The following is a 17,520-nucleotide window of genomic DNA, read 5'->3' on the forward strand; positions in this document are numbered from 1 at the left end:
ACTGCCGTCAGGCGTGCGCCTGAAACGCCGTCGCCAGTGCTTCTCGGGTCTTGGCGAGACCGGGGGAGACGTGGCCGATCTCCGTCAGCTCGGTCTCGATGTTCGTCATCTCCACGTCCGGGAGCCCGCACGCGACCGCCAAGTGCCACGGCTGCATGTCACCCTCGACATTGAGCGCGAACCCGTGAGTTGTGATGCCGCGCCCCGAACGCATCCCGATGGAGACGATCTTGCGGCCGGTGTTCTTCGTCCACACGCCCGTCAGCAGTTCGCCACCCCGCGGGGTGTCGCGGCGCTCGGCGGCAACGCCCAATGCACCCAGTGCGTCGACGAGGCGGTGCTCGACCTCACGGACATAGTCGACGACGCCCTCGCCTGCCCGCAGCTCGACGATGAGGTATCCGACGATCTGACCCGGACCGTGATAGGTCAGCTGTCCTCCGCGGCGCGTTTCCCTGACCGGAATGCCCGTGCCGACGGGGAGGTGTTCGGGCTTCGTGCGTGCACCGACCGTGAAGGTCGAGGGGTGGGAGAGCAGCCAGAGCGTGTCGGGGCGCCGCGACTCCCGTCGCTCGTCGTACATCTCCTGCATCCGCGCCATCGCCACGTCGTAGTCGACCGGGTCCTCGTCGACCACGAGATGAAGTGGACGATCGGCCAACAGTTTCTCGCTCATGTCCCGCTCTCACTCGATCCGTGGGCCACCTCGACGGCCACACCCGGCCACTTTAGCGACCGGCGTCGGCGGGCGCGCTTACACTCACCCGGTCCCGAGGTCCCGACCGTGAGGAGTGCCCGTGCGATACACACTCGATGCCGTGATGGTCGATGTTCCGGCGCAGCAGGTCCTCGAGGCCAGGAACTTCTACGCGTCGCGACCCCCAGGCCGCGGACCCGGAAGCATCGAGGAGTTGATGTCGGTCCGAGCGAGGACACCCACCCCGTCACCGGCTGTGCCACCGGCCGTCGAGGAGCTGATCGACGCCGGCACCCACCAGGTCCCGATACGGATCGCCCTTCCCGCCAGCGGTGGGGTTCGGGCCGTCCGTCTCGAGATTCACGGCGGCGGCTTCTACATGGGCTCGGCCGCAGGGGACGACGTACGCAACCGCGCCCTCGCGGATCGTCTTGGCATCGCTGTCGTCGGCGTCGACTACCGGCTGGCACCGCAGTGCCCGTGGCCGGCCGCCCCCGACGACTGTGAGGCAGTGGCGCTGTGGCTCGCAGAGCATGCCGGGTCCCGTTTCGGTTCGTCACGACTGGTCGTCGGAGGTCGTTCTGCGGGAGCAACACTCGCGCTGGGTACGCTGCTCCGACTGCGGGACAGGGGCGTTGCCGGACGGTTCGCCGGTGCCGCACTCCAATTCGGCACCTACGACCTGAGCGCCCTGACCCCGGCGGGGCGCCGGATCGCGGACGAATACTTCCTCGAGGCATACGTCGGCCACGTAGCGGACCGCACCGCGGCAGACATCTCGCCGATCTACGCGGATCTGCGCGACCTTCCGCCGGTGCTGATGGTCGTCGGGGCCGACGACATATTGCTGGAAGACAACCTCGCGATGGCGGGTCGCCTGTCCGCAATCGGAAACGACGTCGACCTGCGCATCTATCCCGCGTCGCCCCACGGATTCACCGGGCATGCAACGGCACTGGCCGAGACAGCTCTCAGCGACATCGATTCGTGGATGCTCGAACGGATCAGCGCGTCGCGGCATTGACGGCGCCCCGTGGGCACGTCCTCGTCATCTCCCGGCACCTCGTACCGCATCGGCGAAGGCCCTCATCAGAGCCGGATCCTTGACACCCCGACGCGACTCGATACCGCTGGACACATCCACACCCCAGGCACCTGAGGTCGTCAGTGCCCGCGCCACGTTGCCTGCGTTCAGGCCGCCGGCGAGCACCCACCGACCCGACGGCAGAGCGCTGCGGTCCTGCCAGTCCCAGGTCTTCCCGGCTCCGGCGATCGCGCCGTCGACCAGCAACAGGTCGGCGCCGAAGTGGTCGGAGAGCGACTCCGCGCCACCCGAGTTGACGGCGCGAATCACCGTCAGCCCCGCGTCGTGCAGGACGCGCACGTCGTCGGCCGAACGGAGATCGTGCACCTGCACATGCTCGAGGTCTGCGGACTTCGCCATCGCGATGATCTCGTCGAGGGGGATCCGCACGTACACTCCGACCGCGAGTGTGCCCGCGGGCAACCGCATCCGCAACCGTCCGGCCTGCTCCGCCGACACTTTGCGGGGACTGTCGGCGAACACGAAACCGACTGCATCCACACCGAGTTCGACGGCGAGATCGACCGTCGACTCGTCCTGCAGCCCGCACATCTTGATGAACGTCATCCCACACCTTTCATCTCGCGCGCTCCTCGAGGCGCCTGTCCAGCCCGTCGACGATGAGGTCCAGCTCGAACTCGAACTGTTCGACTGCGCGGGACTGTGCTTCACGGCTCAACGCAAACCTGTGAAGCAGCGGCAGGTCGCCGGTAGATCCGGCTTCCACCGTTCGTACGACATTGTCGACCTGCGGATCTGCGGCTCCCGACGCCGCGGCGATGTCCTCACGTGCCGCTGCGTGCGCGATCACGGCGAGGAGAGTGATCACACGTCCCGCCTCCTCGGCGTCGAATCCTGCGCGCACCAGGCGTTCCATGATTCGCTCCACAGTCGCGAGTGCGCCGAGATCCGTCATTCCGTCGAATCTGATGTAGACGATGAGAACGCCTGCGGCCGTCAGCGCCTCCTTCATCGCTCGTGCACAGGATCGCAGCACCTGGCGCCAGTCCTGGCTTTCCGGTGTGTCGACGCCACGGATCGCGGATTCGAAGACATCGAGCGCGACCAGCTCGAGGAGGCCCTGCCGGTCGCTGACGTAGTAGTTGAGAGCCTTCCGGTCGACCCCCAGTTCGTCGGCCACGGCCTGCATCGTGAGCGTGTCGGGAGCAAGCGATCGTGCCGCGGAGACGATCCGATCGCGGCTGATCTTGCTCGGACGGCCACGGCGGCGGCGCGTGCCCGCACTGCGGATCATCTCCTCGCTACTCACCCGCCAAGCCTACGATCTCCGGCTTCGCCGCAGTGTTCGACTCCTCCCGCAGCGGTATTCCGGGCGTCCGACCTGCATGCCCACGGTGCCGAAGAGTACGAGTGAAATATTCTTCCCATGCGGGAATTAATACCGTATTCTCTCAATCGAATATCCGGTTCCGCACGGCACAGCCCAGCCGTTCGCCCAGGCCGTGCTCGAAGATCCCGTGTGCGACGACGTCGTTGTGCACCGTGAAGAGGAGGCAGACTTGACCGGCTTCGACGAGATCGATTTCTTCACCGACGCATCCCTGGTGGAAGATCCCTACCCGTACTTCGAGCACCTTCGTTCGAAATGCCCCGTGACCCACATGCCGCATCACGGAGTGGTCGCCGTGACAGGCTACGACGAGGCCCTCGAGGTGTATCGCAACCACGAGGTGTACTCCTCGGCCAATGCCTTCCTCGGGCCGTTCCCGCCACTGCCGTTCACCCCCGAGGGCGACGACATCACCGAGCAGCTCGCCGCACACCGCAGCGAACTCCCGCTCAACGAGCACATGGTCACGATGGACCCGCCGGACCACACTGCACAGCGTGCACTCCTCAAGCGGCTGCTGACACCGAAGCGGCTCAAGGAGAACGAAGAGTTCATGTGGCGGCTCGCCGACAAGCAGATCGACACCTTCTTCGGAAGTGGCCGCCTGGAACTCCTCGACGACTACGCAAAACCGTTCGCGTTGATCGTCGTCGCCGACCTCCTCGGCGTCCCCGAAGAAGACCACGACCAGTTCCGCGACAAACTGCTCTCGCAGACTGCCCGCACGCTCGACCAGAACGAGGAAGTCGAGGTCAATCCGCTCGAGTGGCTCGACGCCCAGTTCAGCGGCTACATCGAGGACCGCCGTAAGAATCCCCGCCCCGACGTCCTGACCGACCTCGCTACTGCCACCTACCCCGACGGTTCCCTGCCCGAGGTCATCGATGTGGTGCGCTTGGCGACCTTCTTGTTCGCCGCCGGCCAGGAAACCACTGCCCGACTGCTGAGTTCGTCGATCCAGGTCCTCGCCGAGCGGCCCGATATCCAGAAGCAGCTGCGCGACGACCGCGAACTCATCCCGGCATTCATCGAGGAAACCCTCCGGGTGGAGAGTCCGGTGAAGACCGACTTCCGCCTGGTTCTGAAGAACACCACACTGCGTGGCATCGATCTCCCCGCGGGCACTCCGGTGGCCATTCTGCCCGGCGCGATCAACCGCGATCCGGACCGCTTCGAATGCCCCGCAGAGTTCCGCGTCGATCGCGAAAACCTACGTGAGCACATCGCTTTCGGCCGCGGCGTTCACTCGTGCCCGGGCGGTCCGCTGGCGCGTGTCGAAGCGAAGGTCAGCATCGAGCGGTTCCTCGACCGCATGGGCGATATCAAGCTCGACGACGCGGAGCACGGACCCGAGTCGGATCGGAAGTTCACCTGGGAGCCCACCTATCTCCTGCGCGGGCTCAACAACCTGCACCTGCAGTACACCCCGATCGGCTGACCACCGAGACGTCAGGATGCCCGGCGCAGTGACCTACGGGGTCTGCGCCGGGCCCCACACCGGCCCCTTGGAGAGCAGATGAAGGTCACACTGGATACGGATCTCTGTGAAGCACACGGATTGTGCGAAGCGAGTGCCCCGGAGTTGTTCCGGCTCGGAGACGAGGACATCGTGACGATCCTCGATGACAACCCCGCACCGGAACTGCACGATGCCGCGCGCAGAGCCGAAGGAAGTTGCCCCCGGATGGCGATCCGGATCGCGGAAGACTGACGTGTGAACTTTCCTCCGGTAGTGCGGATTCCCGTTGCCTCACGACCTACGGAAACCCGCACGAGCGGAGGAAGGTTCAGCCGCGCGCCATGTCCACGAACCGCGACAGGTGCAGCTGGTGCGCCACTGTGATCGTGGCCGTCGGGCCGTTACGGTGCTTACCGACGATCAAGTCGGCCTCACCGCCACGCGGGTCGTCGCGTTCGAACGCGTCGGGACGGTGCAACAGGATCACCATGTCGGCGTCCTGCTCGAGACTGTTGTGCACCGAGATGCCGTCGGCCACGAAATTGTGTGTGCCCGGGACGGTCCCGTCGAAAACGTCCTGCTCACCGAGGCTGGCGATGGAGACGATCTCGTCCCAGTACACGTTGTTCGTGGCGACCATGTCGATGTCGGCTTCGCCCAGCACACCGGCCACCTCAGCGAGGCTGGAACGTGGGGCCCCAGCACCGACGAGTTCGCTCGGCGTGAACCGCTCGACAGCGAGGAGCCGGCCCAGTGACTCTTCGAGTTCGGGGGAGACACCGTCGACGCTGCGACGTGTGAGCGTGGGCCCGAGCTGTGTCAGTACCCACTGCGCTGCCGTGCCGTGGGCGCCGACGTCGTGCAGGAACACCGCCTGTCCGTCCGGGTCGGTCACGCGCAGGTCGTAGCCCGACGCGGTTTCCGTGATCTGCGAGAACACACCGATCCGCAGCAACAGGACTGCCAGATCATCGATGAATCGGCGGTCGGCGGCCGAGTACCGGATCATCGCCTGCTGCGCGTCGACGTCCCAGGCGAGCATGCCGCTGTCCTCCCACACGTGGCAGAGCAGCGCCGCAACCTGATCCTTGGGCAACGCGAACGCCCGCGCAGGCACGGCGGCATCGGCGACGGCCCGGAGGGCGAGTTCGACGATCTCGTCTTCGGAGGAGGTCACCATGTCGATCGGTGCGGGCAGTGCACGCGGCACCGCGACACGTCCGCCCGTCGTCAACTCACCGAGGGGCATCCAGCCGTCGACGGTCAGGAACGGGTGATTCGCCGTCGCTTCCACCTGGCGTCCGGACGCGAGCCGCAGCCGGAACACTTCCTTGCGCCCGCTGGGAAAGACCTTCGTCATCGGCCGCGCGACCATGCGCATCCGCTCGTCGAGCGACCACACGAGCGGCTGCTCACCCGTCGCGAGAAGCTCCCCGAGAGTGACCTCTGCGCCGGTGTCCGCGCGCAGAATGCGGGTGGACGCAGGGAGGCAACCCGACTCACGGAGATCGGAGACCTGCGGCTTCTTGTCGGTCCGCTGCTCTGGACCACGGTTGAGCTGACAGACCGCAATAACGGGAACTTCGAGTTCCTTCGCGAGCAGCTTGAGACTTCGCGAGAACTCCGAGACCTCCTGCTGGCGCGACTCGACCTTCTTACCGGACGTCATGAGCTGCAGGTAGTCGATGACGATGAGACGAATGTCGTGCTTCTGCTTGAGACGCCGCGCTTTCGCACGAATCTCCATCATCGTCAGGTTCGGCGAATCGTCGATGAACAGCGGTGCCTCGCTGATCTCGCTCATACGACGCGCGAGCCGGGTCCAGTCGTCATCGGTCATGCGACCGGACCGCATGTCGCCGAGCTTGATCTTCGCTTCCGCCGAGAGCAGTCGCATGACGATCTCGGTGCGCCCCATCTCCAGGGAGAAGATGACGGAGCCCATGCCGTGCTTGATCGAGCACGACCTCATGAAGTCCATGCTGAGCGTCGAGTTGTGGGTGGGCACCATCGCGCGACCCGCAAGGTACATGTGCTCGCCGTCGACCTCGACGCAGCGCACCGGCACCGACTCCACCGGCCGCACCGCGACGATGCGACGCTCGACCGGCACCGGACGCCGGCACTCCTTGTGCAGAAGGGCCTTGCTGGGAAGGACAAAGACGTCGTCGGCAGTCTCGAACGCCACCTCGTCACCATCGACAGTGCAGGCGTGACCCAGACCGGAGAGCAGTTCGGCGACGTCCTCGACCAAGCGTGCACAGTCCGAGACGAATCTGATGGTGCCGTCGCCGTCGACAGTGCCCCCGGCGTCGAGGAGCCCGGCCAGCAGATCGCGGCGCTGTTCCTGTGAGGCACGCAGATACGCCGTGGGGATGTGCGCACCGAGCGCCATCAGGGCCTCGGTGCACCCTCCCTCACCTTCGACGCGCATGTGGACGTGCGGATCGGCCGACGGACCACCGAGCCAGGCACCGAGCGTGAACGGCGGAACGGGCAGGTCTGCTGCGGGCGTCCGGAGGGGAGCGGCATTGGTGACGGCGTGGTCGGCCTCGACGGTGGCAGCAAGCTGGGCGGTGGTGCGGACGGCGCCGTCGGAGGTACACCACTGGTGCTGAGCGTCGGCGACGAGCACGGTGCCGTCGGAGAACACGACGTCGAAGCACGGCCGCCCATGCATGACCTCGGTGGCCGCGACGACACGGGTCGGCTCGCCGTCGGCGTCGAACAGTACGTCGCCGACCGAGACCTCGCCCATGGTGGTCCACCCGCTCGGGGTGGGCAGGACAGTATCGAGCGCGAGGGCTTTACCGACACCGGGGCGGGCGGCGATGATGATCATCTGCCCTGCGTGCAGGCCGTTGGTGAGTTCGTCGAGCTCGGCGAAGCCGGTGGGGACTCCGACCGAGATCCCGCCGCGGCTGGCGATGGAATCGATCTCGTCCATCGTGGGCTGCAGCAGTTCTTCGAGTGGAACGAAATCCTCGCTGGTGCGGCGTTCGGAGACGTCGAAGATCTCGGCCTGGGCGCGGTCGACGACCTCGGCGACATCCTGGCCCTCGGAGCCGGCATATCCGTACTGGACGATGCGTGTGCCCGCTTCGACGAGGCGGCGCAGGATGGCCTTCTCGGAGACGATCTCGGCGTAGTAGCCGGCGTTCGCGGCGGTGGGGACCGTCTGGGTGAGCGTCACGAGGTAGGCGGGCCCACCGATGCGCTTGAGCTCGCCCTTGCGATCGAGTTCGGCCGAAACCGTGACGGGGTCGGCGGGCTCACCCCGGCTGTAGAGGTCGAGGATCGAGTCGTAGACGAACTGGTGCGCAGGCTTGTAGAAGTCGCCCGGGTGAAGCACCTCGAGGACATCGGCGATGGCGTCCTTGCTCAGCAGCATGCCGCCGAGCACGGACTGCTCCGCCACGTAGTCGTGGGGAGGCTGACGCCCGAAATCGGTCTCGGGTTCATCGGGCGGTCCGGAGTATTCGGAGTGGCCTCGATCGTCCACCACTGCCAACGCGATACCGCCCTTCCGAATCCCGAACCAAGCACGGTCATGCCCGGCCTACGGGCTTTCCGCAGACAACTCCGGGCCCTGAGGCCCGAACCACAACCCACGTTCTACCCGTGCCCACCGACATATTTCCGACCCATACCAAACCCATGGGGGGAGTCGTGCGCACGACGTTAGGGACCGAAAAGCCTCTCACCAAATCGGGTTGTGCACACATCTGTGGATGAACTGTGGAATCCCGTGGACTACGTTGTGCACCCTCTGTGGACAACCTGGGGAGAACGCATGTCACATCACGCATTCATCCAGTTCAGAGCGCAAAAACTGCTCCTCACACCTGTGGAGCAAAAGAATTCCGGCGTGTCGTGGCCATATCGACAGCCGGGCGTGTCCGAAAGTTTCGTTCGAGAAAGATATGTTGTGGATCACATGAGAGTTGAATCCCACAGGATTTATCCACAGGTTGTACACAGACAGCGAGGAGCCCCGCGCGATGTGCGCGGGGCTCCTCGAAAACCGGATCAGGCAGCGACGACGTTCAGCGTGAACTTCGCAGTGACATCCGGGTGCAGCTTCACAACGACCTCGTGCTTGCCGGTCGCCTTGATGTGCGCCTTGGGCAGCACGACAACGCGCTTGTCGACAACCGGGCCACCGGCAGCCTTGAGCGCGCCGGCAACGTCGGCAGCGGTGACCGAGCCGAACAGCTTGCCCGAGTCTGCAGCGGTCTTGACTGCCAGCGAGACGCTGTCGAGGCCCTCGATGGCGGCCTTGAGCTCCTGTGCATGCTCGAGGCCGCGCACTGCACGGGCCTCCTGTGCACGGCGGATGCCCGCGACCTGCTTCTCGGCGCCACGGGTGGCAACAATTGCCAGTCCGCGGGGCAGCAGGTAGTTGCGACCGTAACCGTCCTTGACCTCAACGGTGTCGCCAGGCGCACCGAGGTTGTCCACGTCGGCGGTGAGGATGAGCTTCATCGTGTTCCCCTTTCCTTAGCGAGTCGTCGAGACGTAAGGAAGCAGTGCCACCTCACGGGAGTTCTTCACAGCAACAGCGATATCGCGCTGGTGCTGCACGCAGTTGCCGGTGACGCGACGAGCGCGGATCTTGCCGCGATCGCTGACGTACTTACGCAGCAGCGTGGTGTCCTTGTAGTTGATCTGCACATTCTTTTCCTTGCAGAAGGCGCAGACCTTCTTCTTCAAAACCTTCTCGCGCGCGGGCGACTTAGGCATGGTCTTTCTCCGTACTTAGATGTTCCGATCGAAGGTCGGATCAGAACGGGGGCTCGTCGTCCCCGCCACCGCCGAAGGAACCACCCGCAGGAGCGTTGCTCCACGGGTCGTCCCCGCCGGTATTGGCATTGGAACTGGGGCGCCCACCGCCCGATCCACCGGAGGAACCACCGAAGCCGCCTCCGCCACCGCCGCGACCGGCCTTGGTGACCTTGGCCGTGGCGTAACGGAGCGAGGGGCCGATCTCGTCGACCTCGAGCTCCACGACAGTGCGCTTCTCGCCTTCACGCGTTTCATAGCTGCGCTGCTTGAGACGGCCCTGCACGATCACGCGGGATCCTCGAGTCAAGCTCTCGGCCACGTTCTCGGCTGCCTCGCGCCAGATGTTGCAGCGCATGAACAGAGCCTCGCCGTCTTTCCATTCATTGGACTGACGGTCGAACATGCGGGGCGTGGACGCGACGGTGAAGTTCGCGACCGCGGCACCCGACGGGGTGAAACGCAGTTCCGGATCGGCGGTCAGATTGCCGACCACGGTGATGACGGTGTCGCCTGCCATGTGGTTCCTCCTGCAGTGTGTGGAGTCCTGATGCGCCAGAGCCTACGGCCAAGCGCCGACAGGCTCACTTTCCGAGGCGCAGAACCTTGGTGCGAAGCACCGACTCGTTCAGGCCGAGCTGGCGATCCAGCTCTGCAACCGCAGCAGGCGTCGCGCTGATGTCGACGACCGCGTAGATGCCTTCGGCATTCTTCTCGATCTCGTACGCGAGACGACGCTTACCCCACACGTCGACCTTGTCGACCTTGCCGCCTTCTTGGCGGATCACGTTGAGGAACGTCTCCAGCGAGGGAGCGACAGTGCGCTCATCCAGGCTGGGGTCCAGGATGATCATCAATTCGTAATGACGCATAAGACCTCATCACCTCCCATGGACTGTGAACGGTCACGGACGATCCGTGACAGGAGGGTCGTTGCGTCAGCAACCCAAGAAGGGTACATGACCTCCGCTCGACCAGCGAAACTGACTTAGGGTGAGAACATGCGCACGAGCCGATCCCTTCCCGCGCTCGTCGCCGTCGTCACGTGTGCGCTGACGCTGCTGCTCGGCTACCTCAACAAGGCGCGCTGCGCAGGCCCGCCCTTCGATCTGTTCGGTCGCTCGATGCAATTCGACGAGCTCAAGGACGCCACCGTCTGTTATTCCGATATCCAGCAATTGTGGCTCGGGCGGGGAATCAACCTCCACCAGTTCCCCTTCGTGGACGGCGGCATCACCACTGCCGGGAACCTCACCGGCGGCACTGTCGAGTATCCGGTGCTCGGCGGCGTCCTCATGTGGGTGGGGGCATTGTTCGCGGAGACCGACGCCGATTTCCTGCTGCACTCCGCGCTGCTACTGACGCCGTTCGGGTTGCTCACGGCGTGGATTCTCGGGCGGATCGCCGGATGGCATGCCCTCTGGTGGTCGGCCACACCACCGCTCGTGATGTATGCGTTCTTGAACTGGGATCTGCCTGTGGTCGCGGTGACCGTCCTCGCCATCGCCGTCGTGGGCACCCGGCGCTGGTCGCTTCGTACCCGCGGGATGATCGCCGCGGTGCTTCTCGCCGTCGGATTCTGCCTCAAGCTCTATCCCGGGCTCTTCGTGTTGCCGCTGATCGCCTATGTCTTCCTCGACGGCACAGCCGAGCGCGACGACAGCGCGCCGATCGGGCGCCGCGATCTCCGCGGTGCACTGGCCGTGGCCGGAACGGCCGTCGCGACCGTCGTCGCAGTGAACCTGCCGTTCGCGATCCTCGGTTTCGACGGGTGGCGTGCGTCGTTCACGTTCCAGCAGAACCGAGCGGCGGACGCGACCAGCAACTCGATCTGGTACTGGGGACTGCGTCCACTGATGGGCAACTACCAAGGGCACGAGGTCACCTCCGAATACAACGACGTGGTCGCCCTCGTTTCACCGGTACTCATGCTCGCGGTGTTCGCGGCCGCGCTGTGGCTCGGATGGCGCCGCTATCTCCGCGAAGGCGTCTACCCGTGGCTGCCCGTTGCCGCCGCGATCCTGTGCGGGTTCCTGCTTCTGCACAAGGTGCATTCCCCGCAATACACACTGTGGCTGTTGCCCCTGTTCGTGTTGCTGCGCATCCCGTGGCAACTCATCGCAACGTATCTGCTCGTCGACCTGTCGATGGGGATCGGGATCTTCCTCTGGTTCGACTCGACCGCGGGGAACAGCGACCAGGCGCTGCCACTCACGCTCGTCCACATCGGGGTGTGGGGCCGGGCACTACTGTTGGTCGTGTTGTTCTTCGTCTTCCTGAACTCTTCCGAACGGCATTCGACGAAGAGGCGCACGCATGGCCACCACGATCGATCACTCGAGAGCCCGGCAAACGCGTGATGACAGGCGACGGACCCACCGCACACACGCAACCAGAGGAGCGCGCCGGCGAATGAATGCGTATCGACAGTTCCCACCACCCGGCCCGCAGCCCGGTGCCTACGGTTCGCCGTTCCATCCGTACGGTCGGCCGCCGGAGAACAACATGGTCTGGGGCATCGTCGCTACCGTGGTGTTCTGCATGCCGATCGGGATCGTGTCGCTGGTCAAGGCGTCGCGGGTCAACAATCTGTGGGCACAGGGACGTTTCGACGAAGCGCACAGATCTGCACGCTCGGCGAAGACCTGGGCCATCTGGTCTGCGGTGATCTGGGTTGTCGGGCTGATCGCGCTCATCGTGGGATACTTCGCGTTCTGGGCCGCGGTCGTGGCCACGACGCGCTGAAACCTCACGGACGCGCTGAACCTCATGGAACGCACCCTCTCACGCCTGAAAGCACCCGCCGCAGTCGCGGCAGGTGCGGTATGCGCGTGCGCATTCGTGGCGTGGGCCGACCCGACCACCCCGGGCGGAATCATCCCGCCGTGCCCCACCTACGCGATCTTCGGGATCCTCTGCCCCGGCTGCGGTGCGTCGAGAATGTTGTATTCACTTGTACACCTCGATATTCCGGCAGCAGTTCGGTTCAATGCACTGGGCGTCGCCGTGACGGTGGGGCTGCTCGCAATGTTCTTGCTGTGGACCGTGAGTCGCGCGCGCGGCACATCGATGCCTCGATGGGGAGGGTACCGGTGGGCCCCGCACATCGCGCTCGCGCTGATCGCCGTGTGGTTCGTGGTGCGCAACCTCCCGATCGAGCCGTTCACCGCACTCCGCATCTGAAAGCAGCTCGCCATCCGAAGCAACTCGGCGACCACGAGACCTCAGGCCGCGCGGAGCGACCGCAACGCGACGTGCTGCTCGGCGCGCACCCGCCGCGGACTGATGCCCAATGCGATTGCAGTCAGCTCCAGATCCAGACCGACGATGGTGCGCAGAATGAGGACCTCCCGTTGAATCCGGGTACCGGCACCGCCTCCCGAACGAGCGAACCGGGAGTCGGCGGCGTCCACAGCGGTCGCATAGGCGAGGCGGACGAACGGCTGCTGGGCGCCCACCACCGACGACACAGCGGCGAGGATCTCGTGACACACCTCGAGAGCCAGACGATCGGCTTCGGTGAAGGAAACGCCGGTGTCACGAGCACGCGCACGGCAATACGCGGAGACCTGAGGATACAGCTGCCGAAGGAGCGCAGGCATCGCAGCCGCGTCACCTGCTGCCACCGACCAGGCGAGCTCGCACATCGTGAAATTTCCGAGTACTCCGCCACCACGCACAGTGCTCATGTCCCCTCCCTCCGTACAAGCCTAGGACGACATGCGGGCCTCCGCTGTCCTCCGATCGAACGAAACCGAATCGAAAGAAACCGGTCGGGACACCTTCGACGGCACGCGGCCGTGTGCCGGTTTCAACCATCTCGGTAGCCACCGCGGATACGCATCGGGTGCCTGGTCCAGAACACCACCGACGGGGTCGTCGATGAATCCGTACCGGACGGGATCGTCGACCGGATGCCGGATCTGCCACAACACCACCGCACACAGCGCAAGGACGGCGAGGTCCCGGATCGCCACCGTCGCGGTGAACCACTGCTCCGGTACACCCTTGTTGTCGGGACCGAGGTAATAGAACATGCGCGGAACCCACACGAGGGCATCGATCGTCATCCACGCGAGCAGGGCCCTGCGGTGCGGTATCGCGAGTACCGCCAGCGGGACCAGCCACAGTGAGTACTGCGGACTCCAGACCTTGTTGGTGAACAAGAATGCCGCCACGAGCAGGAAACACAGCTGGGCCAGTCGCGGGCGCCGAGGCGCGGTCAGCGCAAGCCATCCGATCCCGACGCATGCGATCGCGAACAGCAGCAGCGACACGGAGTTCAGCGTCGAGGGGGACCAGCCCGGCCATCCGACGAACGACCGCACCACGTTGTAGATCGAATCAGGGTCGGCGCCGCGATCGGAATTCAAGCGGAAGAATTCGTACCATCCCCGCGGGTACAGCAGCAGGATCGGCAGATTGACCGCCAGCCACGCGCCTGCCGCTGCACCGAAGGTTCGGAAGAATGCGGGCATCTTCCCGGTACGCAGACACAACACCAGCAGTGGACCGAGCAGCAACAGCGGGTACAGCTTCGTCGCGGCACCGATCCCCAGCAGCACACCCGCAAGCACGGGGCGGCGGCGAGCCCACGCAAGCAGACCACCCGCCGCGAATGCCGCAGCCAAGGCATCGAAGTTCGTGAACGCATGCACCATCACGAGAGGCGACGCAGCGACGAGCGCGGCATCCCATACTCGCCGTCCCGCCGACCTGGCGGTGGCCCACAACGTCGCGAGCCACGCGAACGCGAGCCCCAAAGCGACGACATTGAAATAGATCGCGACCTGGAGTCCGCCGGGCAGCCAGGACACCGAATCCCATGCCTTCGCGACCCGCATCGACACGTACTGGTAAAGGCCCGAAACGACGGGGTACTCCATATACCGGGTCTGCGTCTGCCCGTCCGCGCCCGGCTCCTCCCACGACGTCGCGTACGGGAACGCGCCCTCGTTGAGCCGCTCCGCACCGTAGAGCGGAACGATGTCGGAATAACACATCGCCACGTACTGCCGGTTGTCGCTCCAATCCAACCCGAGGTCACCGTCCGGGCCGAGCGGCGCCTGCTGGATGCATGCGGCCTTGCCGAACCATCCCAACGCCAAGAACACCACCGCGAGCAACAGCATCGCCCGCAGCGGCGTGAAGAAACGGGTGCGGCCGAGCAGCGCGTGCCTGCCGACAGGGCCCCCGACAAGTGCGGAAAGGCGCGACACCATCGGGTCGGTTCGACCCGGGGTGTCGCGCCAGTCCACGGAACGACGATCGTCGGCGAGAGGCTCAGGAGAGACGTGTCCCCTGTGCGCGGCCTCTCCGTCGACGGTCACGCGGCGAGGCTACCCGGCAGGCTGAAGCTCGTCGTAATCTCGGCCGTTCGCCGCGCCTGGAAACTGGTTGAGCTGGGGGACCCGATTGGTAGTGGTGGGTGCCGACGGCACGGTGGGGTCGTTGCCGTCCGAACCGTCACTTTCGGTTTCCTCCTCTTCGGAGGTCGAATTGTCGTTCGACGGCCCGCGAGGCGGAGTCGTGGTGGCAGGTGCCTGCGCCACGCCCGGAATCGGAATCGTCACACCCGGGAAGATCTCCACGTTCTGCGTCGTGATGTCGGGGACCTCCGGCAACGTCGGAATCGTTCGAGACGTCGACGGCTTGTCGCTGGTCGGTGGGGCCGTGGTCTTCGCGGACCAGCTCGGCACACCGGACTCACCGGCGATCTTGCCCGGCTTGGGGAAGGACTCGACATCGGTGCCCTCCAGAGCTCCGTCCATCGTGTCCTTCCAGATGTCCGACGGCAGGCCGGACCCGTAGATCATGCCGCCCCAGCTGTTCTCGAGTGGCAGTCCCTGCTCGGTACCGACCCACACTGCGGTGGCCAGCGACGGGGTGTACCCCACCATCCACGCGTCCTTGTTCGACCCGGTGTCGCCGAGCTGGGCGGTTCCGGTCTTCGCAGCGGACGGACGCCCACCGGCGAGGGCATGCCCGTTCGAGTAGGCAGCGATCGGCGTCATGGCCGCGGTGGTGTTGTCGGCCACGGCCTCGTCGACCACCTGTTCGCCGCTAGGCGCGCCGCGGTCGAGGAGCACCTCCCCGTCGGAGGTGACAACCTTCTGCACGAAGTGCGGGTCGTAGTGCATACCCGACGCCGCGAGCGTCGCATAGGCCGACGCCATGTCGAGAACCCGCGACTGGTACTGGCCGAGGACGATGCCGTAGTTCGGTCCCACGCCGCCCTGCTCGGTGAGGGTCTCGCCGATTCCCGGCAGTTCCTTCGCGACACCGAGCTTGTGAGCCATATCGGCGATGGCCTGCGGACCGTCCTCCATGTCGAGCATCATCCGATAGAAACTCGTGTTCAGCGAACGCTTGAGCGCCTCGGCGATCGTGCATTCACCGCACTGCTCACCTTCGACGTTTCCGATCTTGATGCCGTTGATGGTGAGCGGACCGCTGTCGTACGTCGTCGACAACGGCTTGCCCTGGTCGAGGTTCGCAGCCAGACCGAACACCTTGAACGACGAACCTGTCTGCAGCCCTGCCTGCGCGAAGTCGTAACCGACGCCGCTGTCACCGCCGTAGTACGCCCGCACCGCGCCGTTGCGCGGGTCGACGGACACCACTGCAGTACGCAGGTTCTCGTCCTCTCCCTCGAGGTTCGACTGCGCGGCGTCGATCGCGGCGGCCTGCGCTGTGGTGTCGATCGTCGTGGTGATCTCGAGACCGGCGGTGTTGAGCAGGTTCTCGTCGATCCCTTCGGCGGAGAGTTCTGCCAGCACCTGGTTCTTGATCAGTCCTTCCGGGCCCATCGACTGGTCGCCGAAGTCGAGCTCGGCGAGAGGGACGTATGCCGGGTACTGCTTCGTCGCACGGTCTTGCGCGTTGAGGGTGCCCGCGGACACCATGCCGTCGAGCACATAGTTCCAGCGGGCCTCGGCGCCCTCGGGGTTCTGTTCCGGGTCCAGCAGCGACGGCAGCTGGATCGACGACGCGAGGACCGCGCCTTCCTCGACGGTCAGATCGGTGACGGGTTTACCGAAGTACGCGGTCGCGGCCGCCGAGATGCCGTACGCACCACGACCGAAGTAGATGGTGTTCAGGTAGGCGGACAGGATCTCGTCCTTCGACCACTGGTTGGCCATCTTCACCGACAGGACCAGCTCCTTGGCCTTACGCGTGAGGCTCCGCTCGTCGCCGACCAGCGCCTTCTTGACGTACTGCTGCGTGATCGTCGAACCACCGCCCGCGCTCTCACGCCCGAGAATGTTGTCGCGCGCGGCACGCGCGAAGCCCGTGATCGAGAACCCGGAGTTGCTGTAGAAATCACGGTCCTCGGCCGCGAGCACGGCGTTGCGGACATGCTCGGGGATCTCCTGGAGATCCACCTCGTTGCGGTTGCCTTCAGGCGGAATGACCTTGGTGATGACGCTCGAGCCGTCGGCGTTGTAGATCGTCGACACCTGGTTGGTGACGAGTTCACCGGGCTTCGGCACATCCTGCGCAATGTAGGCGAGCATGAACGTGAGGACGGGAACGAGGATGCCCGCCGCAACCACCACGTAGCCGATACGCCGGATCGTGCGCCACGGCATGCGCCGCTTCCGACCGTCGCCCCCGGCTCCATCGCCGGGTCCGCCCGTGGGAGGCGTCGGCGGCGGCCCACCCGCGGCGGGCGGGCCACCAGCGGAACCGGAAGCTGAGGCAGCTGCCCGCGGCGGGGGCTGCCTGACTGCCGCTTGCTCCTGACTGTTCGGCGCACCGGCCTGCATCCGGCGTGTGGGATCGGCAGCGGGGGCGCCCCGTCCGGCGGCGCCTCCCGGTGCGCGATCGGTAGGCCCGCCGGGGAACATCTGCGGTGGACGCTGCTGCTGAGGGACAGGACCCGTGCCCGGGCGCGTCGGCTGCCCCGGTCCCTGGGGCGGAAGTCGCCGCCCCTGCTGGGGCGGCGGCCCCCCGCGGCCGGGCAGCGGACCGGGTTGCTGGGGGCCGGCCGGACGAGGCCCCGGCTGCTGCGGGGGCAGCCCGCCACGCCCGGGCGGTTGCTGCTGCGGACGCCCCTGAGGGGGGAGCGGCGGCCGTGGACCTGGACCCGGAGGTTGCCCCGACCCCTGCTGACGCGGCGGAGGCGGCAGCGGACGCCCCGGAGC

17 protein-coding genes are annotated in these 17,520 nt (G+C 65.8%); 6 read left to right on the forward strand and 11 right to left on the reverse strand.

The genetic code is table 11. From position 1 onward, the window contains the following. Window positions 1-7: 7 nt before the first annotated feature. Window positions 8-676: a lipoyl(octanoyl) transferase LipB gene (gene lipB, locus ACSYG9_RS09595; protein WP_440126941.1), complete on the reverse strand. Its 669-nt coding sequence runs from the start codon at window positions 674-676 to the stop codon at window positions 8-10. A 121-nt stretch (window positions 677-797) separates the two neighbouring features. On the opposite strand from lipB, the gene ACSYG9_RS09600 reads away from it, so the two are divergent. Beyond that, window positions 798-1,721, forward strand: coding sequence for an alpha/beta hydrolase fold domain-containing protein (locus ACSYG9_RS09600; RefSeq protein WP_440126942.1), 924 nt, complete (start codon window positions 798-800; stop codon window positions 1,719-1,721). 24 nt (window positions 1,722-1,745) lie between these two features. Here ACSYG9_RS09600 and ACSYG9_RS09605 read toward each other — a convergent pair whose 3' ends face one another. After that, complete coding sequence (locus ACSYG9_RS09605) at window positions 1,746-2,348, reverse strand: phosphoribosylanthranilate isomerase (RefSeq protein WP_440126943.1); 603 nt, start codon at window positions 2,346-2,348, stop codon at window positions 1,746-1,748. Between the two features lie 10 nt (window positions 2,349-2,358). Further along, a complete protein-coding gene (locus tag ACSYG9_RS09610) occupies window positions 2,359-3,051 on the reverse strand; it encodes a TetR/AcrR family transcriptional regulator C-terminal domain-containing protein (RefSeq protein ID WP_440126944.1) in 693 nt (230 codons plus the stop codon). A gap of 250 nt (window positions 3,052-3,301) precedes the next feature. On the opposite strand from ACSYG9_RS09610, the gene ACSYG9_RS09615 reads away from it, so the two are divergent. Then, complete coding sequence (locus ACSYG9_RS09615; protein WP_440126945.1) at window positions 3,302-4,570, forward strand: cytochrome P450; 1,269 nt, start codon at window positions 3,302-3,304, stop codon at window positions 4,568-4,570. A gap of 78 nt (window positions 4,571-4,648) precedes the next feature. Then, on the forward strand, window positions 4,649-4,843 hold the full coding sequence (locus ACSYG9_RS09620) for a ferredoxin (protein WP_454842240.1): 195 nt from the start codon (window positions 4,649-4,651) through the stop codon (window positions 4,841-4,843). Window positions 4,844-4,919: 76 nt separating this feature from the next. On the opposite strand, the gene dnaB is transcribed toward ACSYG9_RS09620, so the two are convergent. The 5 genes from dnaB to rpsF all read right to left on the reverse strand — a co-directional run bounded on the left by dnaB (window position 4,920) and on the right by rpsF (window position 10,245). Next, complete coding sequence (gene dnaB / locus ACSYG9_RS09625) at window positions 4,920-8,102, reverse strand: replicative DNA helicase (protein ID WP_454842241.1); 3,183 nt, start codon at window positions 8,100-8,102, stop codon at window positions 4,920-4,922. Window positions 8,103-8,620: 518 nt separating this feature from the next. Further along, a complete protein-coding gene (gene rplI / locus ACSYG9_RS09630) occupies window positions 8,621-9,076 on the reverse strand; it encodes a 50S ribosomal protein L9 (protein ID WP_440126948.1) in 456 nt (151 codons plus the stop codon). Window positions 9,077-9,091: 15 nt separating this feature from the next. Then, window positions 9,092-9,334: a 30S ribosomal protein S18 gene (gene rpsR / locus ACSYG9_RS09635; protein WP_054806388.1), complete on the reverse strand. Its 243-nt coding sequence runs from the start codon at window positions 9,332-9,334 to the stop codon at window positions 9,092-9,094. A gap of 40 nt (window positions 9,335-9,374) precedes the next feature. Beyond that, on the reverse strand, window positions 9,375-9,893 hold the full coding sequence (locus ACSYG9_RS09640; RefSeq protein WP_440126949.1) for a single-stranded DNA-binding protein: 519 nt from the start codon (window positions 9,891-9,893) through the stop codon (window positions 9,375-9,377). A gap of 64 nt (window positions 9,894-9,957) precedes the next feature. Beyond that, on the reverse strand, window positions 9,958-10,245 hold the full coding sequence (rpsF, locus tag ACSYG9_RS09645; RefSeq protein ID WP_169688997.1) for a 30S ribosomal protein S6: 288 nt from the start codon (window positions 10,243-10,245) through the stop codon (window positions 9,958-9,960). Window positions 10,246-10,374: 129 nt separating this feature from the next. Between rpsF and ACSYG9_RS09650 the strand changes: the two genes are divergently transcribed. Genes ACSYG9_RS09650 through ACSYG9_RS09660 form a run of 3 tightly spaced genes read left to right on the forward strand, consistent with a single transcriptional unit; the run spans window position 10,375 to window position 12,556 of the window. Next, window positions 10,375-11,733 carry a glycosyltransferase family 87 protein gene (locus ACSYG9_RS09650; RefSeq protein WP_454842244.1) on the forward strand — a complete coding sequence of 453 codons (1,359 nt, stop codon included), beginning with the start codon at window positions 10,375-10,377 and terminating at the stop codon, window positions 11,731-11,733. A 52-nt stretch (window positions 11,734-11,785) separates the two neighbouring features. After that, window positions 11,786-12,118, forward strand: coding sequence for a CD225/dispanin family protein (locus tag ACSYG9_RS09655; protein ID WP_440126951.1), 333 nt, complete (start codon window positions 11,786-11,788; stop codon window positions 12,116-12,118). A 24-nt stretch (window positions 12,119-12,142) separates the two neighbouring features. Continuing rightward, a complete protein-coding gene (locus ACSYG9_RS09660; RefSeq protein WP_440126952.1) occupies window positions 12,143-12,556 on the forward strand; it encodes a DUF2752 domain-containing protein in 414 nt (137 codons plus the stop codon). A gap of 41 nt (window positions 12,557-12,597) precedes the next feature. Here the strand turns inward: ACSYG9_RS09660 and ACSYG9_RS09665 are convergent, their stop codons facing one another. Genes ACSYG9_RS09665 through ACSYG9_RS09675 form a run of 3 tightly spaced genes read right to left on the reverse strand, consistent with a single transcriptional unit; the run spans window position 12,598 to window position 16,965 of the window. Beyond that, entirely contained in the window at window positions 12,598-13,062 is a 465-nt protein-coding gene (locus ACSYG9_RS09665) for an RNA polymerase subunit sigma-24 (protein ID WP_440126953.1), read from the reverse strand. A gap of 21 nt (window positions 13,063-13,083) precedes the next feature. Next, window positions 13,084-14,703, reverse strand: coding sequence for a glycosyltransferase 87 family protein (locus ACSYG9_RS09670; RefSeq protein ID WP_440126954.1), 1,620 nt, complete (start codon window positions 14,701-14,703; stop codon window positions 13,084-13,086). A gap of 9 nt (window positions 14,704-14,712) precedes the next feature. Further along, the gene (locus tag ACSYG9_RS09675) at window positions 14,713-16,965 is read right to left on the reverse strand and encodes a transglycosylase domain-containing protein (protein ID WP_454842246.1); all 2,253 of its coding nucleotides are present in this window, start codon (window positions 16,963-16,965) and stop codon (window positions 14,713-14,715) included. Between the last annotated feature and the right edge of the window lie 555 nt (window positions 16,966-17,520).

The organism is Rhodococcus sp. SJ-2, from assembly GCF_053750035.1.